The sequence below is a fragment of the Rhodosalinus sediminis genome (assembly GCF_003385555.1).
GTDB classification, from domain to species: domain Bacteria; phylum Pseudomonadota; class Alphaproteobacteria; order Rhodobacterales; family Rhodobacteraceae; genus Rhodosalinus; species Rhodosalinus sediminis.
In genome coordinates this window covers 143222-166461 of sequence record NZ_QOHR01000005.1, presented here as the reverse complement: position 1 = coordinate 166461, position 23240 = coordinate 143222, and the positions used below count along the sequence as shown (strand labels likewise).

Annotated in this window: 17 protein-coding genes; 11 read left to right on the top strand and 6 right to left on the bottom strand. The window is 73.7% G+C overall.

Going from position 1 to position 23240, the window contains the following annotated elements:
* Positions 1 to 4: 4 nt before the first annotated feature.
* A complete protein-coding gene (locus DRV84_RS06550) occupies positions 5 to 871 on the bottom strand; it encodes a polyprenyl synthetase family protein (RefSeq protein ID WP_115979080.1) in 867 nt (288 codons plus the stop codon).
* A gap of 121 nt (positions 872 to 992) precedes the next feature.
* On the opposite strand from DRV84_RS06550, the gene crtD reads away from it, so the two are divergent.
* Both crtD and crtC read left to right on the top strand, forming a co-directional pair.
* Positions 993 to 2576 (top strand): 1-hydroxycarotenoid 3,4-desaturase CrtD, encoded by a 1584-nt coding sequence (crtD, locus tag DRV84_RS06545; protein ID WP_115979079.1) that lies wholly within the window; start codon positions 993 to 995, stop codon positions 2574 to 2576.
* Positions 2531 to 3406, top strand: coding sequence for a carotenoid 1,2-hydratase (crtC, locus tag DRV84_RS06540; protein WP_115979133.1), 876 nt, complete (start codon positions 2531 to 2533; stop codon positions 3404 to 3406). Before crtD ends, crtC begins: the two co-directional genes overlap by 46 nt.
* Before the next feature lie 231 nt (positions 3407 to 3637).
* Here the strand turns inward: crtC and bchO are convergent, their stop codons facing one another.
* The 4 genes from bchO to crtA are packed head-to-tail and all read right to left on the bottom strand — an operon-like array spanning position 3638 to position 7875.
* Positions 3638 to 4489, bottom strand: coding sequence for an alpha/beta fold hydrolase BchO (bchO, locus tag DRV84_RS06535; protein WP_115979078.1), 852 nt, complete (start codon positions 4487 to 4489; stop codon positions 3638 to 3640).
* Between the two features lies 1 nt (position 4490).
* A complete protein-coding gene (locus DRV84_RS06530) occupies positions 4491 to 6170 on the bottom strand; it encodes a magnesium chelatase subunit D (protein ID WP_115979077.1) in 1680 nt (559 codons plus the stop codon).
* Positions 6167 to 7171, bottom strand: a complete 1005-nt coding sequence (bchI, locus tag DRV84_RS06525) for a magnesium chelatase ATPase subunit I (RefSeq protein WP_115979076.1) — start codon at positions 7169 to 7171, stop codon at positions 6167 to 6169. Before bchI ends, DRV84_RS06530 begins: the two co-directional genes overlap by 4 nt.
* Positions 7168 to 7875, bottom strand: coding sequence for a spheroidene monooxygenase (gene crtA, locus DRV84_RS06520; RefSeq protein ID WP_115979075.1), 708 nt, complete (start codon positions 7873 to 7875; stop codon positions 7168 to 7170). The genes bchI and crtA overlap by 4 nt, the downstream gene beginning before the upstream one ends.
* Positions 7876 to 8001: 126 nt before the next feature.
* Here crtA and DRV84_RS06515 point away from each other — a divergent pair, with 126 nt between their 5' ends.
* The 8 genes from DRV84_RS06515 to glf all read left to right on the top strand — a co-directional run bounded on the left by DRV84_RS06515 (position 8002) and on the right by glf (position 16294).
* Positions 8002 to 9546 (top strand): phytoene desaturase, encoded by a 1545-nt coding sequence (locus tag DRV84_RS06515; RefSeq protein WP_115979074.1) that lies wholly within the window; start codon positions 8002 to 8004, stop codon positions 9544 to 9546.
* Positions 9543 to 10583 carry a 15-cis-phytoene synthase gene (gene crtB / locus DRV84_RS06510; protein ID WP_115979073.1) on the top strand — a complete coding sequence of 347 codons (1041 nt, stop codon included), beginning with the start codon at positions 9543 to 9545 and terminating at the stop codon, positions 10581 to 10583. The genes DRV84_RS06515 and crtB overlap by 4 nt, the downstream gene beginning before the upstream one ends.
* A 58-nt stretch (positions 10584 to 10641) precedes the next feature.
* On the top strand, positions 10642 to 11124 hold the full coding sequence (gene tspO, locus DRV84_RS06505) for a tryptophan-rich sensory protein TspO (RefSeq protein WP_115979072.1): 483 nt from the start codon (positions 10642 to 10644) through the stop codon (positions 11122 to 11124).
* A 76-nt stretch (positions 11125 to 11200) separates the two neighbouring features.
* Positions 11201 to 11773: a dTDP-4-dehydrorhamnose 3,5-epimerase gene (gene rfbC / locus DRV84_RS06500; RefSeq protein WP_420852966.1), complete on the top strand. Its 573-nt coding sequence runs from the start codon at positions 11201 to 11203 to the stop codon at positions 11771 to 11773.
* Positions 11770 to 12816, top strand: a complete 1047-nt coding sequence (gene rfbB, locus DRV84_RS06495; RefSeq protein WP_115979071.1) for a dTDP-glucose 4,6-dehydratase — start codon at positions 11770 to 11772, stop codon at positions 12814 to 12816. The genes rfbC and rfbB overlap by 4 nt, the downstream gene beginning before the upstream one ends.
* Entirely contained in the window at positions 12813 to 13667 is an 855-nt protein-coding gene (rfbD, locus tag DRV84_RS06490) for a dTDP-4-dehydrorhamnose reductase (RefSeq protein WP_115979070.1), read from the top strand. The genes rfbB and rfbD overlap by 4 nt, the downstream gene beginning before the upstream one ends.
* 91 nt (positions 13668 to 13758) lie before the next feature.
* On the top strand, positions 13759 to 14640 hold the full coding sequence (gene rfbA, locus DRV84_RS06485) for a glucose-1-phosphate thymidylyltransferase RfbA (RefSeq protein ID WP_115979069.1): 882 nt from the start codon (positions 13759 to 13761) through the stop codon (positions 14638 to 14640).
* A 508-nt stretch (positions 14641 to 15148) separates the two neighbouring features.
* Positions 15149 to 16294, top strand: coding sequence for a UDP-galactopyranose mutase (gene glf / locus DRV84_RS06480; protein ID WP_239995003.1), 1146 nt, complete (start codon positions 15149 to 15151; stop codon positions 16292 to 16294).
* Between the two features lie 32 nt (positions 16295 to 16326).
* On the opposite strand, the gene DRV84_RS06475 is transcribed toward glf, so the two are convergent.
* Positions 16327 to 17079 (bottom strand): Stf0 family sulfotransferase, encoded by a 753-nt coding sequence (locus DRV84_RS06475; protein ID WP_158547758.1) that lies wholly within the window; start codon positions 17077 to 17079, stop codon positions 16327 to 16329.
* Between the two features lie 136 nt (positions 17080 to 17215).
* Between DRV84_RS06475 and DRV84_RS06470 the strand changes: the two genes are divergently transcribed.
* Positions 17216 to 23239 carry a glycosyltransferase gene (locus tag DRV84_RS06470; RefSeq protein WP_115979067.1) on the top strand — a complete coding sequence of 2008 codons (6024 nt, stop codon included), beginning with the start codon at positions 17216 to 17218 and terminating at the stop codon, positions 23237 to 23239.
* Position 23240 lies beyond the last annotated feature (1 nt).

Here is a 23240-nt window from a genome sequence, read left to right as displayed (position 1 = left end):
GGCGTCAGGCCAGATGCCGCACGGCGGCGGGCATGATGCGCTCGGACTGCATCCGCACCATCTTGGCGAGTTGCGCCTCGCCCGGGCAGGACGGGATCGAGGCGATGGCCCCGGCGAGCGTGTCGCGCAGCCGCGCCACCGCGCCCTCGACGCCGAGTTCGGCCACGGCGCTCGGCCGGCCGTGCGCGGCGTCCTGCCCGACGGGCTTGCCCAGCGCCTCGGCGTCCATCACCGCGTCGCGCAGGTCGTCGGCGACCTGAAAGGCCTCGCCGATGCGATCGCCGAGCTCGAACCACGGCTCCGGCTCGTGGCCGGCCGCGATCGCGCCCATCTGCGTCGCCGCGATGAAGAGCGCCCCGGTCTTGGAGCGGTGATAGGCGGCGAGGTCCACCTGCGGCTCGCTCTCCCAGCCCTGACCGGCGCAGATGCCGCCGGGCATGCCGGAGCGCTGCGCCAGCGTCAGGACGAGTTGCGCGGCGCGCTGCGCGTCCTCGGACGCGGCGCGCGCGAGCACCTCGAAGGCGAGGATGATGAGGCTGTCGCCCGTCAGCACCGCCAGCGGCTCGCCGTAGGCGCGATGCAGCGCGGGCTTGCCGCGGCGCGTCGCCGCATCGTCGAAGCAGGGCAGGTCGTCGTGCACGAGGCTCGCGCAGTGCACGAGCTCCAGCGCCGCAGCCGCCGCGTCGGTCAGCGCCGGGCGGTCGTCGCCGCAGGCGAGCGCGACGGAGGTGAGAATCGTGGGCCGGATGCGCGCGCCGCCCGGCGCGGTGGCGTAGTCCAGCGCCTCGGCCAGCCGGGCGGGCGGCGTGCCCCCCTGCCCCAGCGCGACGGCGCGGGCCATCGCCGTGTCGATCCGCGCGTGAAGATCCATGCGGGCGCTCCTCTGCCTCTGTCCCTCGGCGGCCGCGCCGGCGGCATGCGTCTGCAACACATGACAGCGCGACTGTAAATTAGACTGGACACTTTCCGCTGACGAGTCAACAATCCCCGCCATGACGTCCAACGAATTCGCCGAAGACGGCACCATCGTCGTCGGGGCCGGCATCGCGGGGCTCGCCGCGGCGGCGCGCCTCGCCCGCGCGGGCCGGCGCGTCACGGTGCTGGAGCGGCACCCGACGCCCGGTGGCAAGATGCGCGTGCTCGAAAGCCCCGCCGGCCCGGTGGACGCGGGGCCGACGGTGCTGACCATGCGGCCGGTCTTCGAGGAGCTCTTCGCCGCGCTCGGCACGCGGCTGGAGGAGCACGTCACGCTGCACCGCCAGTGCATCCTCGCCCGCCACGTCTGGCCCGACGGATCGACCCTCGACCTGCACGACAGCGAGGCGGCCAACGTCGAGGCCATCGCGGCCTTCGCCGGGCGGCGGGTCGCCGAGCGCTTCCGCGCCTTCGCGGGTCGGGCGCGCCGGCTTTACGAGGCCTTCGACGCGCCGATGATGCAGGCGGCCGAGCCCGCCCTGCCCCGCCTCGCCGCGACGGTGATGCGCCGGCCGCGCCTGATGGCCGACATGGCGCCGGGGGCGACGCTGGCCACGGCCCTCGCCCGGCAGCTCGGCGAGCCGCGCCTCGCGCAGCTCTTCGGGCGCTACGCCACCTACGTCGGCGGCTCGCCCTACCGGGTGCCGGCGCTCCTGTCGCTGGTCTGGGAAGCGGAGGCGCGCGGCGTCTGGGTGGTCGAGGGCGGCATGCACGCGCTCGCCCGCGCGCTCGAGCGCCTCGCCGCGGCGCATGGGGCAGAGTTCAGCTACGGCGCCGGCGTCGCGCGGATCGAGGCGCCGTCGGGCCGCGTGCGCGGCGTGGTGCTCGACGACGGCACGCGCCTCCCCGCGGGCGAGGTGCTCTTCAACGGCGATCCCCGCGCGCTCGCCACCGGCGCGCTCGGGCCCGACGTGGGTGCGGTCGCGCCGCAGACGCGAAACGCCCCCCGCGCGCTCTCGGCGCAGGTCTGGGCCTTCGCGGCGAAACCCGCGGGCGTGGAGCTCGCCCATCACAACGTCTTCTTCTCCTCGGACTACGCCGAGGAATGGGGCGATCTGCACGCCGGCCGCGCCCCGCGGGAGCCCACGCTCTACGTCTGCGCGCAGGACCGCGGCACGCCGTCGCCGGTGCCCGCCCCGGAACGCTTCGAGATCATCGTCAACGCGCCGCCGCTCGGGCGGCCGCCGCACCCGGCCGAGGAGTATGGATCATGTCGGACGCGCACCTTCGAGACGCTGGCCCGGATGGGGCTGAGCTTCGATCCGATCCCCGGGGCGGAGAGCCTGACGACGCCCGCGGGGTTCGAGGCGCTGTTTCCGGGCTCCCTCGGGGCGCTCTACGGCCAGAGCCCGGAGGGGATGACGGCCTCGCTCGCCCGGCCGCGGGCGCGGACGCGGATCACGGGCCTCTACCTCGCCGGGGGCGGCGCGCACCCGGGAGCGGGGGTGCCGATGGCGACCCTCTCCGCGCGGCACGCGGCCGAGGCGATGCTGAGCGCCCGAACTTCGACCTCGAGGTCGGGCCGAACGGCTACGCCTGGTGGTACATCGACGGGATCAGCGACGACGGCTCCCGCGCCGTCTCGGTCATCGCCTTCATAGGCTCGGTCTTTTCGCCCTGGTACCGCTGGTCGGGCCGGCGCGACCCGGAAAACCACGTCTGCATCAACGTGGCGACCTACGGCCCCGGCGGGCGCTTCACCATGACCGACCGGGGACGGCAGGCGCTGAGGAAATCGCGCGACAGCTTCCGCGTCGGCCCCTCGGCCCTCCACTGGCAGGACGGGGCGCTGGTGATCGACGTGAACGAGATCTCCGCGCCGCCCGTGATCAGCCGCGTGCGCGGACAGATCCGGGTGAAACCGGTGGCGATGAGTTCGGTCGAGATGCTGCTGACGCCGGACGAGTCGCACCTCTGGCGACCCTTCGCGCCGAACGCCGACATCGAGGTGGAGCTCGAGGCGCCGGGCTGGCAATGGTCGGGGCACGGCTATTTCGACGCCAACTTCGGCACCCGCGCGCTGGAGGAGGATTTCGCCTATTGGACCTGGGGCCGCTTCCCGGCGGCGGGCGGCGCGACCTGCTTCTACGACGCCACGCGCCTCGACGGCAGCACACTGGCGCAGGCGATCCACTTCGACCACGACGGCGGCGCGCACATGGTCGACCCGCACCCGAAGACCGAATTCCGCCGCTCTCTCTGGGCCGTCAAGCGCGAAACGCGGGCCGATCCGGGCTATCGCCCGCGGCAGGTGCTGCCGATGCTCGACGCGCCGTTCTATTGCCGCGCGGCGGTGAAAACGCGGCTCGACGGCGAGGAGACGGTGGGCGTGCACGAGGCGCTCGACCTCACGCGGTTCCGCACGCGGCTGATCAAGCCGATGCTCGCCGTGCGCGTGCCCCGCCGCGCGGGCTGGCGGTTTCCGGACTGAGCGGGCCGGGGGAGCGCTCCTCCGGCCCGGGCGGGCCGTCGTCGCCGGGGGGTGGCGGCCGCGCGTCGGGCGGCCGCCGTGGAGGGGGCGCTGCCCCCTCTTGGCCTGCGGCCAATTCACCCACGGAGTATTTGAGCCAAGATGATGGGCGCGGGATGCGGGGCGACGGCCGGGCCGTGGGCTTCGCGTGGCGCTGCGGGCGGGCTGCGGCGAAGCGACCGGGGGCAGCGATCAGGTGAGGAAGGCCTCGATCTCGGCGGCGGCGGCCTGCGGGTCTTCCTCGTGGGCGAGGTGGCCGAGGCCGGGGAGGTGGCGGACCTCGGCCTGCGGCATGCGCGCGGCGGCGCGGTCGGAGGTCGCGGGCGGGACGGCGGTGTCGCTGTCGCCGGTGACGAAGAGCGTGGGCGCGTCGATCGTGGGGAGCATGTCGAGCAGCGGATCGATGCGCCATTGGGACATCATCTTGAGCGTCGCGTCCACATGGCCGCGGTCCCCGACGAGGCGGGCGTAGAGGCGCAGGCCCGCGTCGTCGAGCGTGGAGCCGGTCGATTCGATCAGCCGGCGCGTGCGCGCGGGGCTCGCGCCGCCCAGGGTGAGCATGGTCGCGGAGAGCGGGTTGAGGGCGAGCGCCTTCGCAAGCATGGGAAAGAGCCAGCCGGCGACCCCCTCGAAGTTGCCGAGCGCGGCGTTGAGGCCGACGACGCGGGGCTGCGGGGCGAGGCGCCGGGCGAGTTCGAGCGCGATGGCCGCGCCGGCGGAGTGGCCGATCACCGCGACCGGGCGCCAGCCCTGCGCCTCCGTGAGGGCGGCGATGTCGTCGGACATGAGCGGGAGCGAGCAGCGGCTTTTCGTGCCCGCTTGGGTGAAGCCCTGACCGGGCAGGTCGAGCGCGACGACGTGGCGGCGGCGCGCCAGGAGCGGCATCAGCCCGCGCCAGCTGTGCGTGGAGCCGCCGGCGCCGTGGATCAGGAGGAGCGTCTCGCCCTCGCCCATCTCCTGCACGTGCCAGCGGTGGGGCGGATGCGCAACGCGGCGGGAGTGCGCCGCATGCGGCCAGCCGGGAAGGTCACGCGCCCAGTCCATCTCAGTCCTCCAGCGCCTCGGCGACCGCGCCGGAGAGCCGGCGCGCGTCCGCCCGTGGCAGGGCGAGGTAGCCCGCGCCGAGCGCCTCGGCCAGTTGGCGGCCCGCCTCGCCGCGCCGCGCGGCGGTGTCGATGACGAGGGCCGAGAGCCCCTGCCCCCGCAGGGCGCGCGCGGTGCGGGCGGCGTCCTCCATCGCCTGCGCGCGCCCGCCGGCGCCGTCGAGCGCGACGTTCGCGCGCCCGTCGGTCAGCAGCGCGACGCGGGGGCTGAGGCCGCGGCCCTCGGACTGATGGGCGAGGAGGCCCGCCGCCTGCAGCCCGGCGGCGAGCGGCGTGCCGCCCCCGCCCGGCAGCGCGGCGAGGCGACGCTTCGTCTGCACGAGCGAGCGGGTCGGCGGCAGGAGAAGCTCGGCCTCGGTGCCGCGGAAGGCGATCAGCGCGACGTGGTCGCGGCGCGAGTAGGCCTCGCCCAGGAGGAGCTCCACCGCGCCCTTCGCCTCGTTCAGGCGCGTCATGGCGAGCGAGCCGGAGGCGTCCACGGCGAAGATCACCAGCCGGTCGGAGCGGTCCTCGTAGCGGCGCAGGCGCACGTCGGAGGCGTGGACGAGCACGCGGCCGGCGTCGGGCTGCTGGCGGCGGCGGATCGTCTGCCACGGCGCCGCGGCGCGCAGCGTGGCGACGAGGTCCACCCGCTCGCGCCCGCCGGGGCGGCCGGGGCGCGACGGCAGCGGCCGGCCGCGGCGGTTGCCGCGCCGCTTGGCGCCGGCGCCGGAGCCCTTCGCGGCGCGGGTCGCCCCGCCCTCGGCGAGGCGGGTCAGCAGGTCGGGCGGCAGGAGCGCGGCGACGGCCTCGACCAGCATCTCCTCGGGCAGGTCGCCGAGGTCGCCGTCGTCGTCCTGCTCGCTCTCGGGCTCGGGCTCCGGCGTGTCCTCGGGCGGGGTCTCGTCCTCCTCGGGGGGCGGCTCGGGCGTGCGCGTGGCGCGGTCCGGGTAGACGAGTTCCGCGGCGGCGCGGATGTCGTCCTCGGTCACGGTCTCCCGGCCCTCGAGCGCGGCCTCGGCGCGGGCGGCGCGCAGGGCGAGGAGCGGCGCGCGCAGCGAGTCGATGCCGAAGCGCGCGGCGAGGGCGGTGAGGGCCGGCGCGACCTCCTCGGGGATCGCCACGTCGGGCAGGCGCGCGCGGGCCTCAGCGATCGCGGTCCAGGGGAGATCGCCCTTGGCCTCCAGCCGGCCGATCCCGTCGAGATCGAGCGACAGCGCGAGCCGCTCGGCGAGGGCGGCGGGCGCGCGCTCGTCCGGCTCGGCGCCCTCGTCCAGAAGGACGAGGGAGTGGCCCGGCGAAGCGTCGAGAAGCTGCGCGAGGCGGGCGGCGAGATCGGGCGCCGCGCGCTCGGCCATCGGCAGGATCAGCCGGGAGGGCCGGTCGGCGAGGCCGCCGGCCATCACCGGGCGCCCGGCGGCGAGCGTCGCGGTCACGTCGAGACCGCCGTAAAGCTCCGGGTCGCCGATCTCGGGGTGGATGCGGTGCGCCTCCCCGTCGAGCGCGGAGAGGAGCGCCTCGAACCGCTGGCGGACGGGGCCGACGCGGGCGCGCACAGTGAGGCCGCGCAGACCCTGCGGGTCCACGGCGAAGAGCGCCAGCGCGCGGAGCGCCCGCGCCCAGCGCGCCGCGCCCTCGCTCACGCGAGCACCTCCTCCACGACGCGGGCGACGCGCGCGCCGGAGCCCGATTCGTCGAGCGGATCGCGGCGCAGCCGGTGCGAGAGGGCGAGCGGCGCGACCTGGCGCAGGTGGCTGCGCTCCACGGTGTCGTCGCCCTCGTAGGCGGCGAGCGCGCGCGCGGCGCGCAGGAGGGTGAGTTCGCCGCGCAGACCATCCGCGCCGAGCGTCACGCAGAGCTGCGCGCAATCGCGCAAGGCGTCGTCCTCGGCCGCGACGCCGCGCAGCGCGTCGCGCGCGGCGAGGATGCGGTCGCGCACCTTCGCGTCCTCGGCGCCCCAGTGCGCCATGAAGGCCTCCCGGTCGGTCTCGAAGGCGTCGCGGCGGCGCACAACCTCGATCCGCTCGTCGATGTCGGAAGGCGAGGCGACCTCCACCGAGAGCCCGAAGCGGTCGAGGAGCTGCGGGCGCAGCTCGCCCTCCTCCGGGTTGCCGGAGCCGACGAGCACGAAGCGCGCCGGGTGGCGGATCGACATCCCCTCGCGCTCGACCACGTTCTGACCGGACTGCGCGACGTCGAGCAGCAGGTCCACGACGTGATCCTCGAGGAGGTTGACCTCGTCGATGTAGAGATAGCCGCGGTTGGCCTGCGCGAGGAGGCCGGGCTGAAAGACCTTCTCGCCGCTGGTGAGCGCGCGCTCGATGTCGAGCGCGCCGGTCACCCGGTCCTCGGTCACGCCGAGGGGCAGATCGACGACCGGGGTGGGCCGCTCGACGATCGCCTCGCCCACGCCGACGGCCCACTCCGGCACGGCCTCGGGCGTCTCGGCGTTCACCGGGCAGCCCTCGACCACGCGGATGGGCGGCAGGAGCGCGGCGAGCGCGCGCACGGCGGTCGACTTGCCGGTGCCGCGGTCGCCGAAGACGAGCACCCCGCCGAGCCCCGGCTCGATCGCCGTGAGGATCATGGCGAGCTTCATCTGCTCCTGCCCGACGATGGCCGAGAAGGGAAAGGCTGGCGTCATGCGGCGAGCTCCAGGTTTGCGACGGGATCGACGCCCTCCCATGTGCCACGCGTCGCGAGGATGCGAAAGCGGGCATAGAGCTCTTCGCGGAACCAGTCGCCCTCGCGCACGGCGCGGATAGCCCGGCCGTGGGGCGTGTCGCCGCGGGCGAAGCGCGCCATGCTCGCCGTATCGGGCCAGATCGAGACGGTCACCTGCTGCACCCAGGGCACCTCGCCGATGCCGATCTTGAAGCGCACGTCGGTGTTCTCGCCGATGGCGCGGCTGACCGAGGGGCCCTGGCTCCAGAAGGCGAGCGCGCGGGAGGGTTTCACGGTGGCGCGGGTGAGCACGGCGGTCGGGCCGGACCACGGCTCGGCGGTGACCTCGAAGGGTTCGACGCCCGCCCAGCGCCCGCGCGCCGAGCTCGCCGCGAGGAACATGGTGAAGGCCTCTTCCGCACGGTCGTGGTAGCTGCGGAAAACCGGCGCCTCCTTGGTGCGTTTCTGCGCGGTCTCGAGATCGGGCCAGGTGGCGAGAATCGCGTAGACCCCCCAGTTGGGCCAGGGCGTGAAGCCCTCGCCGACGCCGGAACCGCAGAGCTTCCACGTGCCGATGTCGGGCACGCGGGCCATCGGCCCCCGCGCGAGGCCCATCTGCGCGAAGGCCCAGACACGGGCGAGGCCCTTGGGAAAGCGGAAAAAGCTCAGGCTGACGGTCTGCATCGTCTCTGTCTCTCCAGCCGATAGTGTCAAGTCAATTTGACACATCGGCCCGGGCCGGAAAAGTGTCGCCAACGCCGCAGGCTGCGCTTATTGTCAACTTGAGTGGACAGTAGTAGCATCGGACTCATGTTGACACGCCTCGACCCCAACCTCGTCGCCGGCGCCACGCCCGCCGCCCCTCATGCCGTGATCGTCGGCGCCGGACTGGGCGGTCTGGCGGCGGCGATGCGCCTCGGCGCGCGCGGCTACCGCGTCACCGTGCTCGACCGGCTGGATCGGCCCGGCGGGCGCGGCTCCTCGGTGACGGAGGCCGGCCACCGCTTCGATCTCGGCCCGACCATCGTGACCGTGCCGCAGGTCTACGAGAAGCTCTGGGCCGCCTGCGGGCGCGACTTCCACGCCGACGTGGACCTGCGCGCGCTCGATCCCTTCTACACGATCCGCTGGCCGGACGGCTCGCATTTCACCGCCCGCGCCTCGACCGAGGCGATGGTGGAGGAGGTGCGCCGCCTCTCGCCCGGCGACGTAGACGGATACCTGCGCTTCCTGAAGGATGCCGAGCGGCGCTACGTCGTGGGCTACGAGGGCATGGTCGCCGAGCCGATGCACCGGCTCTGGGACACCGCCAAGGTGCTGCCCGAGTTCGGCGTGCTGCGCGCGGACCGCTCGATCCTCGGCCTCGCGCGGAAGCGGGTGAAGGACGAGCGGCTGCGCATGGCGCTGTCGTTCCATCCGCTCTTCATCGGCGGCGACCCGATGCACGTGACCTCCATGTACGCGCTCGTCAGCCACCTCGAGAAGGAATACGGCGTCCACTACGCGATGGGCGGCGTGCAGGCGATCGCCGACGCCATGGCGAAGGTCGTCACCGAGCAGGGCGGCGAGATCCGCTACGGCACGGAGGCCGACGAGATCCTCGTGGACAAGGGCCGCGCGACCGGCGTGCGCCTGACCGACGGCGAGGTGCTGCCGGCGCGCGTCGTCGTCTCCAACGCGGACGCGGGGCACACCTATTCGCGGCTCCTGCGCAACCTGCCGCGCTGGCGCTGGTCCGACCGCAAGCTCGAGCGCAAGCGGTGGTCCATGGGGCTTTTCGTCTGGTATTTCGGGACGAAGGGCACGGCGCGCATGTGGCCCGACGCGGGGCACCACACCATCCTCTCGGGCCCGCGCTACGAGGGGCTTCTGCAGGACATCTTCCTCAAGGGCCATCTCGCCGACGACATGAGCCTCTACCTGCACCGGCCCTCGGTCACCGATCCCAGCGTCGCGCCCGAGGGCGACGACACCTTCTACGTGCTCTCGCCGGTGCCGCACCTCGGCCACGACGATCCGGTGGACTGGTCAGAGATGCGCGACCGCTACCGCGCGAAGGTGGCCGCCGAGTTGCAGCGCGTCATCCCCGGCTTCGAGGATCACCTCTCGGCGGAGCTCATCTACACGCCGGAGGACTTCCGCGACCGGTATCTCTCGCCCATGGGCTGCGGCTTCTCGATCGAGCCGCGCATTCTGCAATCCGCCTGGTTCCGGCCGCACAACGTCAGCGAGGAGGCCGAGGGCCTCTACCTAGCCGGCGCGGGGACGCATCCGGGCGCGGGGCTGCCGGGAGTCGTTTCCTCGGCGGAGGTGCTCGACAAGATGGTGCCCGACCCGGCGGAGGTGCCCGCGTGATCGCGGCGGCGGATCTCGACCACTGCACGCAGGCGATCCGCCACGGGTCGCGCAGCTTCCACGCGGCCTCCCATCTTCTGCCGCGGGACGTGCGGGACCATGCGCTCGCGCTCTACGCTTTCTGCCGGCTCGCCGACGACGCTGTGGACCTGCAGGAGGCGAAGGCCGCCGCGGTCGACGACCTGCAGGAGCGCCTCGGCCGCGTCTACGACGGGCGGCCGCGCAACGCGCCGACCGACCGCGCCTTCGCCGCCATGGTGGAGGCCGTGGAGATGCCGCGCGCCCTGCCCGAGGCGCTGCTCGAGGGGCTCGCCTGGGATGCACTGGAGCGGCGCTGCGAGACGCTGTCGGACCTCTACGCCTATTCGGCGCGCGTCGCCTCGGCCGTGGGGGTGATGATGTGCGTCCTGATGGGCGTGCGCGAGCGCGGCGCGCTGGCGCGGGCCTGCGATCTGGGCGTCGCCATGCAGCTCACCAACATCGCCCGCGACGTGGGCGAGGACGCGCGCGAGGGGCGGCTCTACCTGCCGCTCGACTGGCTGGAGGACGCCGGCCTCGACCCGGAGGCCTTCCTCGCCGATCCGGCGGCCACGCCGCCGGTGCGCGCGCTGGTGCGCCGGCTCCTGCGCGAGGCCGACGCGCTCTACGCGCGCTCCGAGGCGGGGGTGAAGCGCCTGCCGCTCCGCGCGCGGCCCGGCATCTTCGCGGCGCGCTACATCTACGCCGGGATCAACGGGCGGATCGCCGCGGCGGATCACGATTCGGTCACGCGGCGCGCGGTCACCGGCGGGCGGCACAAGGCCGGCTGGCTCGGCCTCGCCATGGTGCGCAGCGCCGCGACGCTGGTGATGCCGGTCTCGCCGCTGCTCTACGCCCGCCCCCTGCCCGAGACGGCCTTCCTCGTCGAGGCGGCGGCGGCGCCGGAGCCCGAGACCGGCGACTGGTCGGACCGGCTCTACGCCACGCTCGCGCGCGCCAAGGCGCACGAGATCGCGCGGCGGCGCCGGGTTCCGGGGGGCATGCGCCGCGCGGGCTGATCGCCGCAGGCGGCGCGCGCACCTTGAACCGCGCGTCGCGGCAGTCTAGCTCAATTTCATGGACTGGGTGATCTTCGCGATCCTGCTCGCCGCCTGTTTCGGCGCGGGCTCCACCGGGGGGCTCTTCGCCCCCGGGCCGTGGTATCGCGACCTGTCCAAACCGGTCTGGACCCCGCCCGACTGGCTCTTCCCGGTCGCCTGGATGGTGATCTACATCTTCATGGCCGCCGCCGGGGCGCTCGCCGCCGGGCAGCCGGGCGCCGAACTCGCGCTCGCCCTCTGGGCGCTTCAGATCGCGCTCAACGGGCTCTGGACGCCGGTCTTTTTCGGGCTCAAGCGGATCAGGCTCGGCATGGGCGTGCTCGCCGCGCTCTGGCTTTCGGTGGCGGCGACGCTCTGGGCGCTCTGGCAGGTGGACTGGCGCGCGGGGCTCTTGTTCGTGCCCTATCTCTCGTGGGTCTCGCTCGCCGGCGCGCTGAACCTCTCCGTGTGGCTCCGCAACCCCGAGGTCGCCGCGAACCCGCCGCCGATGCCGCGCTGAGCCGCGCCCGCCGTTGCATGTCGCCAGCCGGGGGGCTAGCCCTGCGTCAGGCGAGCCCGGGAATGGCGGAGGCGCGATGCTGACGGTGGAGGCGACGGCACTGGACGGGGTGCTCCTGCTGACGCCGCGCCGCTTCGGCGACGATCGCGGCTTCTTCTCCGAGACGTGGAACGCCCGGCGCATGGCCGAGCACGGGCTCGACCTGACTTTCGTGCAGGACAACCAGTCGCTCAGCCGCGAGGCCGGCACCGTGCGCGGCCTGCACTACCAGGCGCCGCCGCACGCGCAGGACAAGCTCGTGCGCTGCGGGCGCGGGCGGCTGATCGACGTGGCGGTGGACGCGCGCCGCGGCAGCCCGACCTTCGGCCGGTGGCTCGCCGTCGAACTCTCGGCCGAGAGCGGGCGGCAGCTCTTCGTGCCCAAAGGCTTCCTGCACGGCTTCGCCACGCTCGAGCCAGATACCGAGATCCTCTACAAGTGCACGGATTTCTACGCGCCGGAGAGCGACGGCGCGGTGCGCTTCGACGACCCGGACCTCGGCATCGACTGGGGCATCGACCCCGACCGCGCGATCCTGAGCGATAAGGACGCCCGCGCGCCCCGCTGGCGCGACTGGGTCTCGCCCTTCGTCCACGGGGGCGCCGCATGAAGCTTCTGGTCACCGGCGGCGCGGGCTTCATCGGCTCGGCGGTGGTGCGGCGCGCGGTGGCGGCGGGGCATGCGGTCGTCAACCTCGACGCGCTGACCTACGCGGCCTGCCTCGACAACGTCGCGGAAGTGGCGGAGAGCCCGCGCTACGCCTTCGAGCACGCCGACATCCGCGACCGCGCCGCGCTCGACCGGATCTTCGCGGCCCACCGCCCCGACGCGGTGATGCACCTCGCCGCCGAGAGCCACGTGGACCGCTCGATCGACGGCCCCGGCACATTCGTCGAGACGAATGTCACCGGCACCTACACCCTGCTGGAGGCCGCGCGCGCCCACTGGACCCGCGAAGGCCGGCCCGAGGGCTTCCGCTTTCACCACGTCTCGACCGACGAGGTCTACGGCTCGCTCCCGCCCGACCCTTCCGTGAAGTTCACCGAGGCGACGGCCTACGACCCGCGCAGCCCCTATTCGGCGTCCAAGGCCGCCTCGGACCACCTCGTGCGCGCGTGGCATCACACCTACGGGCTGCCGGTGGTGCTGACCAACTGCTCGAACAATTACGGCCCCTATCACTTTCCGGAAAAGCTCATCCCGGTGGTGATCCTGAACGCGCTCGCCGGGCGGGCTATCCCGGTCTACGGGCAGGGCGAGAACGTGCGCGACTGGCTCTACGTCGAGGATCACGCCGAGGCGCTGCTGACCGTGGTGGCCCAAGGTACGCCCGGGCGGACCTACAACATCGGCGGCGGGAACGAGGCGCGCAACATCGACCTCGTGCGCATGATCTGCCGCCTGCTCGACGCCCGCCGCCCCGCGGGCGCGCTGCACGAGCGGCTGATCGACTTCGTCGCCGACCGCCCCGGCCACGATCTGCGCTACGCCATCGACGCCACGCGGATCACCGAGGAACTCGGCTGGCGCCCCTCCGTCACGCTGGAGGAAGGGCTCGCGCGGACCGTCGACTGGTACCTCGCCAACGAGGATTGGTGGCGCGAGCTCGCGGACCGCGAGGGCGTGGGGCGCCGGCTGGGGGCCGGGGCATGAGGCTTCTGGTCTTCGGCCACAGCGGTCAGGTGGCGACCGAGCTCCGCCGTCAGGGCGGCGCGGCGGTCACGGCGCTCGGGCGCGCGGACGCCGACCTCTCCGACCCGGAGGCCTGCGCCCGCGCGGTGGACACGGCCAAGGCCGACGCCGTGATCAACGCCGCCGCCTGGACCGCCGTGGACAAGGCCGAGGCGGAGGAGCACGCGGCCATCGTGATCAACGCCGAGGCGCCCGCCGCGATGGCCCGCGCCGCGGCGGCGCGCGGTCTGCCCTTCGTGCAGATCTCCACCGACTACGTCTTTCCGGGGACCGGCGCCGCGCCGTGGCGGCCCGGAGACGCGACCGCGCCGCTCAACGCCTACGGCCGCTCGAAACGCCTGGGCGAAGAGCGGGTGGGCGCCGCGGGCGGGCCGCACGCGATCCTGCGCACCTCCTGGGTCGTCTCGGCGCATGGCGCGAACTTCGTCAAGACGATGCTGCGCCTCGGCGCGGAGCGCGAGAGCCTCTCGATCGTCGCGGATCAGATCGGGGGCCCGACGCCCGCGGCCGACATCGCGCACGCCTGCCGGGTCATCGCCGAGCATCTGGCGCGCGCGCCCGATCTCTCGGGGACCTACCACTTCGCCGCCGCGCCGGAGGTGAGCTGGGCGGATTTCGCGCGGGAGATCTTCGTACGGGCCGATCTGACCTGCGCGGTGGCCGACATCCCGACGGCGGAGTATCCCACCCCGGCCCGGCGGCCGCTCAATTCGCGCCTCGACTGCAGCGCGACCGCGACGGCCTTCGGCCTCGCGCGGCCGGACTGGCGGGCGGGGCTCGGGGACATCCTGCGCGAGCTCGGCGCGGCATGACGCCCGCGGGCGGAGACCACCGCGGGGCCGCGGGAAAGCCGCGCCCGCCGGCCGAGCGCCCCGGCGCGGCACCACGGAGGAGACACGGCGCATGACCGAGCGCAAGGGCATCGTGCTCGCGGGGGGCTCGGGCACCCGCCTCTACCCGATCACCATGGGGCTCTCGAAGCAGCTCCTGCCGATTTACGACAAGCCGATGATCTATTACCCGATCTCGGTGCTGATGCTGGCCGGCATCCGCGAGATCGCGATCATCACCACCCCCGAGGATCAGGCGCAGTTCCGCCGCGCGCTCGGCGACGGCGACCAGTGGGGCCTTTCGTTCACCTACATCGAGCAGCCCGCGCCCGAGGGCCTCGCGCAGGCCTATCTGCTGGCCGAGGCGTTCCTCGACGGCGCGCCCTCGGCGATGATCCTCGGCGACAACCTCTTCTTCGGGCACGGGCTGCCGGAGCTTCTGCGCGCCGCGATGGATCAGGCCGCGGGCGGGACCGTCTTCGGCTACCGCGTCGCCGATCCGGAGCGGTACGGCGTCGTCGATTTCGACGCCGAGCAGCGGGCGCGCGCCATCGTCGAGAAGCCCGAGACGCCGCCCTCCCCCTTCGCCGTCACGGGGCTCTATTTCCTCGACGGCACCGCCCCGGAACGGGCGCGCGCCGTCCGCCCTTCCGCCCGCGGCGAGCTGGAGATCACCGATCTTCTGCAGATGTACCTCGACGCCGGGAGCCTGACGGTGCAGCGCATGGGGCGCGGCTACGCCTGGCTCGACACGGGCACCCACGCGAGCCTTCTGGATGCGGGGAACTTCGTGCGCACCCTGACCGAGCGGCAGGGCCAGCAGGTCGGATGCCCCGAGGAGATCGCCTTCGCAAACGGCTGGATCGACGCCGCGGACCTGCGCGCGCAGGCCGACCGCTTCGTGAAGAACGGCTACGGCGCCTATCTGAGCGGGCTGCTGGACGGCGAGGCCTGACGCGACCACCCCTGCAAGGGACCGGGCACGCGGCGAGAGGCTCGGACGGCGCGGGCCTCGGACGCGTCCGGCGCGGGGGCGCACACCCGTGAGACGACGGTCGCGCGATACCGGGGCTTGAGGGGGAGGCGGTCATCGCACCCGCCGTGCGCCGGGGCGCGATCCGGCGGCCGGCGTTCGGCCTGGCGACGCGGCCCCCGGCCGGGTGGCGCTGCCCGCGACGGCCCGGTCGTGCCGGCGGACCGCGGCCCCGCCGGGAGCAGGGAGCGGACCCGGACACGCGTGATCGGCGCCGATCCCGGCGCCTCATGGGCTGCCCGCGATTTGCGGACAATCCGCGCGTGCAGGACGGCGCAGGGTGGCTGCCCGATAGCCGTGCGCCGCGCGGCGGCCGCCTGCGCGGCGCGACCGGAGCCAGACGCGGCGCACCTTCTCCCTGGATTGTATTGATGCGGATTATTTTCTCTTTTAGGTTGTATTTCAGCATTGGCTGGAAATGGAGGCCGGCGTGCGTGTCCTCGTGGTGGGCGCCGGATTGTCCGGCGCCGTCATCGCCCGGTCGCTGAGCGAGAGCGGTCACCGCGCCACCGTGGTGGAGGCGCGCCCCCATATCGCCGGCAACTGCCACACCGAGCGCTGCCCGGAGACCGGCGTGCTGGTGCATCGCTACGGCCCGCACATCTTCCACACCGACGACGCGGAGGTCTGGGACTACGTCAACGGCTTCACCCGCTTCCGCCCCTACCGCCATCAGGTCCGCACCACGGCGCGCGGGCGCGTCTACGCGATGCCGCTCAACCTTCACACGATCAATCAGTTCTTCGGCGCGACCCTGCGCCCGGAAGAGGCGCGCGCGCATGTCGCCGCGCGCGCCGAGGCGGGCGAGGGCGAGGCCGCGAGCTTCGAGGAGCAGGCGCTGCGCATGGTGGGGCGCGAACTCTACGACGCCTTCCTGCGCGGCTACACCGAGAAGCAGTGGGGCGTGAGCCCCGCGAAGCTTCCGGCGTCGATCCTCAAGCGGCTGCCGCTGCGCTTCAGCTACGACGACAACTACTTCTTCCACAGCTTCCAGGGCATCCCAGAGGAGGGCTACACCGCCATGGTCGAGCGCATCCTCGACGCGGCCGGGATCGAGGTGCATCTGGAGACCGCCTTCGCGCCGGAGATGGCGGAGCGGCACGATCACGTCGTCTGGTCCGGGCCGCTCGACGAATGGTTCGGGCACCGGCTCGGCCGCCTCGGCTACCGCACGCTCGATTTCGAGGCGTTCCGCGCCGAGGGCGACTGGCAGGGCTGCGCGGTGATGAACTATCCCGACCCGGAGGTGCCCTTCACCCGCATCACCGAACACAAGCATTTCGCGCCCTGGGAAGAGCACGCCGGCACGGTCTGCTACCGCGAATACAGCCGCGCCTGCGGTCCCGGGGACATCCCCTATTATCCGATCCGCCTCGTCGCGGAGAAGGCGCTGCTCGCGCGGTACGTCGAGATGGCCGAGGCCGAGGAGAACGTGACATTCGTCGGACGCCTCGGCACCTATCGCTACATCGACATGGACGTCACGATCCGCGAAGCGCTCGACACCGCGCGCGCCATGCGCGACGCCGCGCGCGCAGGCGACCGGCTGCCCCGCTTCTCGGCCGCGCCGCTCTGACGACGACCATGCTGCGGGTCGCGCTCCGCCGTTCAGGCCGACGGGCGGCGGACCTCCTCGAGGGCTGCGCGCGCCTCGTCGATGTTGGGCACCCGGTCGAGAAGGCGGGCCGATTTCTGGCCCTTGGTCAGGAGCGCCTCCTCGACCCGCGCGTCGTAGTCGTCCACGGCGGACCGGTCGATGCCGATGAACGCCGTGAGCGCCGCCACCGTGTCGCGGCCGCGCACCGGATCGGCGTAGATATCCTCGAAATGGACGACGAACGGCGCGATGCCGTGGTCCGCAAACCGGGCGTGCATGTTCCGGCGGCGCTGGTCGCAGGCCCGCAGATGCGTCGCGGCGGCGGCGATATCGATGGGCGGCAGGCTCCGCTCGCCCGACTGCACCGCCTCATGCACGCGGCGGGCCTCGGCCTTGCCCCAGGCGCCCGTGTGCCGCGCGAGTTCGAGCGACAGGATCCGGTCCACGTCCGCGCGCCGGTCGAGCACGATCTGCACGTAACCCAGCGACGCGGAGACCGTCAGCAGGGCGTCGTTGACGGGCTCGGGCACCAGCTCGACGCAGTGCTTGATCACCGGCTTGCGAGCGAGGACGCGCTGCATGTCGGCGCGCAGGAGCCCGGTGTCACGGGTGGCCGTCCAGTTGCGCGTCACCTCGCCGAAAATGCGCTCGGCGTTGAACGGTTCATGCTGAACGCCGGGATAGTCCGACAGATCGGCCAGCAGCGTCGCCAGCGTGGTGCCCCCCGTGCGGCGCAACGTCCATATGACATGAGGAAAGGTCATCGGGGCCGCCTGCCCAGTCCGCGTTGACAACTTCAGGTAGCATTTGCCATGACTTTTGGCAACCAATGCGACAGCTGCGCCATCCGGTCGCGTGCCGCGCCGCTGCTCGTCGCCGACGCGGAGAAAGGCGGGAGCCATGCGCATCACACCGGACCCGCAGATGCCCCGGGGCGCGGCGCGCGCCGACGCGTCCCCCGCGGTATCGGTCATCGTGCCGGTCCACGACGTCGCCGCGCATATCGGCCCGTGCCTGCAGAGCCTCCGCGAACAGACCTTCACGGATTTCGAGGTCATCGTGGTCGACGACGGCTCGACCGACGGCAGCGACCGGGCGGCGCGCGCGGCCGTCGCGCAGGATCCGCGCTTCCGCCTTATCCGGCAGGACAATCGCGGCCTGTCGGAGGCGCGCAACGCCGGGCTCGACGCCGCGAAGGGGGCGGTCCTCGCCTTCGTCGACGGCGACGACCGGGTGATGCCCGACTTTCTCGCGCGGATGCACGGCGCGCTCGTGGCGCATGACGCCGACTGGGTCGCCTGCGCGCTGCGCTACTGCTTCGGCGACGGGTCGGGCACGGCGCATTCGGCGATCCACGACGCGGCGGACCTCGCCGCGCATCCGACGGCGCGGCTTTACCGCTTCGACGACTGGTGCGAAGTGATCCGGCACTTCCCCTCGGCCTGGAACAAGCTCTACCGGCGTTCGCTGATCGACGGGCTGCGCTTCGACCCGGGCACATGGTTCGAGGATCACGCCTTCTTCCTGCGCGCGGCGGCGCGCACCGACCACATCCTGCACCTGCCGGAACCGCTCTACCTGCAGACGCGGGGCCGGCCGGGCCAGATCACCACGTCGGACGACGAGCGTGTCTTCGACCAGTTCCCCGTCCTCGACACGGTCCGCGCCATCCTCGAGGCGGGTCCGCACGGGGCGGCGGACACGGCCTTCGCCCGCCTCGCCGCGCGGCTCACCTCCGAACGCAGCACCGCGCTGCGCGATCCCGAGCGCCTCGCCCGCTTCGCGCGGACGGCCGCGCAGACGCTCCGCGCGGCCGACGTGGACCATCGCGCCGGGCAGGACGCGGGCGGCGCGCAGGCCCGGGATATCGAGGTGGCCGGAGAGACGCCGCTGTCGGTCGTTCTGCCCTGGGACGGGCGGGACACCGACGCGCTCGCCGCCACGCTCGCGACGCTCGCCGGTCAGCCCGGCCCCGCGCACGAGGTGATCGTGGTCTGCCCGCCCGCCGCGGCGCCATCCGCGCGATCGCTGGGCGCGGCGCAGGTGATCGCGACCCGGGCGCGCGGCCCCGGCCGGGCGCGGCAGGCGGGCCTCGCGGCGGCGCGCGGGCGCTACGTCCTGTTCCTCGCGGCCGGCGACCGCGTCGTGCCGGGGGCCCTCGCCGACTGGACGGAGGCCGCGCTGCGCGCCGGGGCGGACATCGCCGTGGCGCAGTTCCGCATGGGCACCACGGACGTGGCCCCCGTGCACAACGGGTTCGCCGACATGCGACCGCTGCGCGACGGCCAACCGCCCGAGGGACCACTCGACCTCGCCCCGGAGGTCGCGATAGCGCTCGCCCCGGATCTCGGCAACCGGCTGATCCGGCGCACCTTCGCCGAGGCGGAAGGGCTGCGCTTCACGCCCGGTCCGCGCTCCGGCTGGGCCGTCGCGCTCGGCGCTGCGCTTCTCGCAGAGCGGGGCGCCTACCTTGACCGGCCGGCGGTCGCGCTGGCGCGCTACGATCCGGGCCGGCGCGCGGGCGGACGGCTCGGCGCCGGGCATGCCGCCCTGCTCGCGGCGCTGCCCGCGCGCGCCGCGGCGCGCCTGCCGCGCGGCTGGCAGCGCAGGCTCTACGCCCGCGCCCTGCGCGACGAGGTGGACACGGCGCTGCCCGCCGCCCGGCCCGCGCGGGCGCTGCGGCTCGGCGCGGCGGCGGCTGGCGCCCTGCGCCGGGGATACGGCGACGCAGCCCACACGCCGGCCGGCCTCGACCCGAGCGTCGGGCCGCGCCTCGCCCGGCTGCTCGACCCGCTTTCGCTCCTCCGGGCGGCGCGCCATTCGAGCCCCGGCGTCGGACCGGTGGCGCCGCAGGCGCAGCGGCACATCTTTCCCCTGCACGACGACGGGTTCGCCCGGTTCAGGATCGCGTTCCACGCGCATCCATGCGCGAACATCTTCTTCACGGACGCGCGCGGCGCGCTGTGCCCCCTCCATCTCTCGTTCCGGGCCGATGAGCAGCGGCTGGTGGTCAACGACACCCGCGCGGACGGCCGGTGGCGCACGGAGCGGCCCATGCCGTTTCCGCTGCGGCGCGAGGGCCACGCCGTGACGGTCCACTTCGACCTGCCGCGCGTGCATGTCGCGATCGACGGCGCGCGGGTCTGCACCCTCGGCCCGCGCAGCCTCCGGCATCGCGGCGGGCTGCACGCGCTCGACCGGATCACGCATCTGTCGCTCGAAGGCGGCGCGCGGGCGCTCGACCTCGTGCCCCGGACGCCGGGGCGCGCGCTGACGCTCGATCCGCGGCTGATGTTCCGCGCCGCCCGCCCGCCGGACGGCGCGACGCTGACCTGCGATGCACGCGACGCGGCCCTGCCGGTCACGGAGGCCGCGCTCCCCGACGGCACACCGGCGCTCGTCGCCGCGCCGGTCGGGCGCCTCTGGACGCCGGGACAGGACGCGGTGACCGTCCGGCTCGGCCGGGAGGCGCGCCTGACCCTCACGCGGGAGGACATGGCCGCCCGGATCGCCGCGCTGCTGCAGGCCGGGCTCGACACCGGCGACATGCCCCTGCTCACCGTGGCGATCGAGCAGGTGGCCGCGGCCCGCCTGATGCCGCTGCTGCCCGCCGCGGAGCGCGACCGGATCCGCACGCTGGCGCGGCGCGTCGGCCTCTCCGGGAGCCTCGAGCGGTGCGAGGACGACGACGCCCCGCGCGCGGGCGACGCCGCCGCCGAGGCCCTGCGCCGGGTCGATCCCGGCCGGGCCGCGATCGACGCGGCCGTGGCGCGCTTCACGCAGAGCCAGCGCAGCGATCCGCCCGCCGACCCGGCGCAGGTTCTCGCCGGGCTCGCGCTCCCCCCGGCGGAGCGCCGCGGGCTCTTTCTCGCGCTGTCCGAGCATTTCTGCACGGGACGCGCCGACTTCGGCGTGCTGTTCGACGCCGCCCGGGCCGAGGGACTGCATCGCTTCGACCCGGCGCAGGCCGATGTCTGGGCGCGCTCGGCGATGCTGCCGTTCCTGCTCTTTTCGGGGGATCACGCCGCGGTGGACCGCACGCTCTGGTCGCTGACGGACCCGGACGAGGGGTGGGCGCTCACGCCCTGCATCGCCCGCACCGTCCGGCAGGCGCAGACACGCGACGACGTGCCGGCGTGGCTGCGGGACGGGGCTGCCTATGCCTTCTTCGAGATCGCGCGCCGACAGTCGAAAGATTACTGGGGGCGCGCGCCCTGCGCGGAATTCGTCGCGGTGGCGGCGTGGCTCGCGGCGCACATGCGAGGCGACGAGGAGATGCGGCGCGACGTCGTCCGGAGCTGCATCGAGATCTACGGCCTGTCGCGGGCGTTCTGGACGGCGCTCGATGCCGAAACGGACGGTGTCCCGCCGCCAGAGCTGGTGCCGGCCCGCCAGCATTTCGAGACCATTCGGGCCGAGGGAAGCTCCGACGCCGCGCGGCACGAGGCGTTGCGCTGGTTCGAGGCGCACGGGACCGCCGACGCCGCCCGGATACGCCGCGACCTGCTCGGTCCCGCGGGCCTGCCGCGCGAGCGCGGGCAAGCGCCGACGCGACGCGCGCTGGAGGGCGACAGCCCGACGCCCGCCAAAAGCGCGATCCGTCACATGGCCTTTCCCGGGAGCGCGCCGGTTGAGACGGACGTCGTCGCGCTCGCGACCGAGGGGATGGGCGACCTCTACCCCGACATCCCCCGCGCTCGCCATCCGGGCCATCAGATACGCGTGGCCGAACGGCTGGAGCGGCTCGTGCGCGACCCGGATGCGGAGCCCGCGGATCGGATCCTCGCGGAGCTCGCCCCGCTGGCCGACGCGCGCGACGGCTACCTCGGCATCGGCCTCGCGCTGAGCCTCGCGGCGGCCTGGCCCCCGGACGGGCCGGCTGCGGACCGGGCGGCCGACTGGGCGCTCGCCCGGGTCGCCGGCCTGCCCGACGCGTCGCGCGCCGGGCTCGCCGCGGCCCCCGCGCTTCAGGCCCCGCTCGCCCGCCTGACGGCGCGCGACGACGCCGTGGCGCGGCGAGTCCGGGACGCGCTCGGAAACATCCTGCCGCCGGCCCGGTCCGCGCGAGAGCCGCTCGACACCGGACTGCCCGAAGCGCCCCTTTACGATACCGTCGTGACCGTCTTTTCCTGCCGCGCGAACCTCGAAACGCGCATCCCGGCCCTGCGCGCGGGCTGGCTGTCGCTGCTCGAGGACCTCGGGGTGCCCTATCTGGTGATGGTGGGCGACGGCGACGGCACGCGCCGCGGCGACACCGTCTTTCTGGAGGCGCCCGACGATTACGAGGGGCTGCCGCAGAAGACGCTCGCCGCGATCGACTGGGTGGTCCGCCGGACGCGCCACGCCCACATGCTGAAGATCGACGACGACTGTTTCCTGAACGCGCCGCTGTTCTTCCGGTCGCTGAGCTTTCGCAAGCACGACTACTACGGCCGCCGGCTGCACCGTGCGCCGGGGCAGATGGACCGCGCCTGGCATCAGGCGAAATCCCGGTCGGCGCGCGGCCGACTGGACCTCGACCGCTCGCCCGAGCCCTCGACCTACGCCGACGGCGGCAGCGGCTACACGCTCTCGCGCGCCGCCATGCGCGCCGCGTGTGCTGCCGCCGACAGCCCGGAGGGCCGGCGGCTCATCGCGGACAGCTTCATGGAGGACAAGCTGCTGGGCGACCTGCTGGCGCTGAAGGGGGTTCAGGTCGCGGACGAGGACTACAGGATCTCGATACGGCGGCGCGCCCACCGCGACGCGACACCCGTCTCCGCCTGGGTGAACGGGTTCCTGCCGTCGCGCGCCGCGCCGGTGACGCTCGCTCATCTCGACCGGACGACGGATCAGGCAGAGGCGATGCGACAGCTTTCCGCCCCCACGCTCGCGCCGCGGAAGATCTGGCCGAGCTTTCAGGACGTGCGGCTCGGATATCAGTCCAACGCGCTGGACCTCGTCAGCCCCGAGGCGCGGGTCGAGCGCGCGCGCGAGGCCGAGGTCGCCGTCGTGGCCTGCATGCGCAACGAGATGTTCATGCTGGAGACCTTCCTCGAGCATTATCGCAGGCTCGGGGTGGGCGCGTTCCTCGTGGCGGACAACGGCTCGGACGACGGCACGCTCGACATGCTCGCGGAGCAGGAGGACGTGGCCCTGTTTTCCGTCGATACCGACTACAACCGCTCAGCGTTCGGCGTCGCGTGGCAGCAGGCCCTGCTGTCCGCCTTCCGCCCCGGCCGCTGGTCGCTCGTCGCGGATGCCGACGAGCTGCTCGTCTGGCAGCGCCGGCAGACCGAAACGCTGCCGGAGCTCCTGCGGGCGCCCGAGTTCGCGACGGCCGAGGCGGTGCGGATCTTCATGCTCGACATGTATCCGGACGGCCGCCTGTCCGACGTCACGCTGCAGAGCGGCGACCCCTTCGCCGAGGCGGGCTACGCCGACCGCGAACCCTTCCTGACGCACAGCCCGATGCGCGGCCCCTTCTCGGATCAGCCCGCCTGGACCTCGGCGCTGCGCCATCGGCTGATCCCCGGGGCGTCGCCCAACGACTTCACCGCGCAGAAGCTCGGGCTGCTGAGGTATCACCCCTTCATGCGGCTCTCGGCGGGGCTGCACTTCGTGGCCGACGCGCGGATCGCCACGCGCGAGCTGATCTTCGGCCATTTCAAGTACACCGCCGATTTTCGCCGCAAGGCGGAGGCGGAGGTCGCGCGCGGGCAGCATTGGGGCGACGCGCGGGAATACCGCAAGTACCTCGCCCTCGTGTCCGAGGGGCGCGAGCGCATCTTCGATCCGGACGTTTCGGTGCCCTGGACGGAGGCGCCCTTCGTGGCCGCGCGGCTCGACCGCGCCAGCCCGCCGCCGCCCCGTGGCGCCACGAGCGCCGATCCGGCCGCGACGCCACCGGGCGCGAAGCGCGCACCCCAGCATCAGGAGTTGTGAG

Excerpts from the sequence above, each read along its gene's own strand:
- DRV84_RS06550 (WP_115979080.1), bottom strand. The coding sequence starts at position 871 with ATGGATCTTCACGCGCGGATCGACACGGCGATGGCCCGCGCCGTCGCG.
- crtD (WP_115979079.1), top strand. The coding sequence starts at position 993 with ATGACGTCCAACGAATTCGCCGAAGACGGCACCATCGTCGTCGGGGCC.
- bchO (WP_115979078.1), bottom strand. The coding sequence starts at position 4,489 with ATGGACTGGGCGCGTGACCTTCCCGGCTGGCCGCATGCGGCGCACTCC.
- bchI (WP_115979076.1), bottom strand. The coding sequence starts at position 7,171 with ATGACGCCAGCCTTTCCCTTCTCGGCCATCGTCGGGCAGGAGCAGATG.
- crtA (WP_115979075.1), bottom strand. The coding sequence starts at position 7,875 with ATGCAGACCGTCAGCCTGAGCTTTTTCCGCTTTCCCAAGGGCCTCGCC.
- DRV84_RS06515 (WP_115979074.1), top strand. The coding sequence starts at position 8,002 with ATGTTGACACGCCTCGACCCCAACCTCGTCGCCGGCGCCACGCCCGCC.
- tspO (WP_115979072.1), top strand. The coding sequence starts at position 10,642 with ATGGACTGGGTGATCTTCGCGATCCTGCTCGCCGCCTGTTTCGGCGCG.
- rfbC (WP_420852966.1), top strand. The coding sequence starts at position 11,201 with ATGCTGACGGTGGAGGCGACGGCACTGGACGGGGTGCTCCTGCTGACG.
- rfbB (WP_115979071.1), top strand. The coding sequence starts at position 11,770 with ATGAAGCTTCTGGTCACCGGCGGCGCGGGCTTCATCGGCTCGGCGGTG.
- rfbD (WP_115979070.1), top strand. The coding sequence starts at position 12,813 with ATGAGGCTTCTGGTCTTCGGCCACAGCGGTCAGGTGGCGACCGAGCTC.
- rfbA (WP_115979069.1), top strand. The coding sequence starts at position 13,759 with ATGACCGAGCGCAAGGGCATCGTGCTCGCGGGGGGCTCGGGCACCCGC.
- DRV84_RS06475 (WP_158547758.1), bottom strand. The coding sequence starts at position 17,079 with ATGACCTTTCCTCATGTCATATGGACGTTGCGCCGCACGGGGGGCACC.
- DRV84_RS06470 (WP_115979067.1), top strand. The coding sequence starts at position 17,216 with ATGCGCATCACACCGGACCCGCAGATGCCCCGGGGCGCGGCGCGCGCC.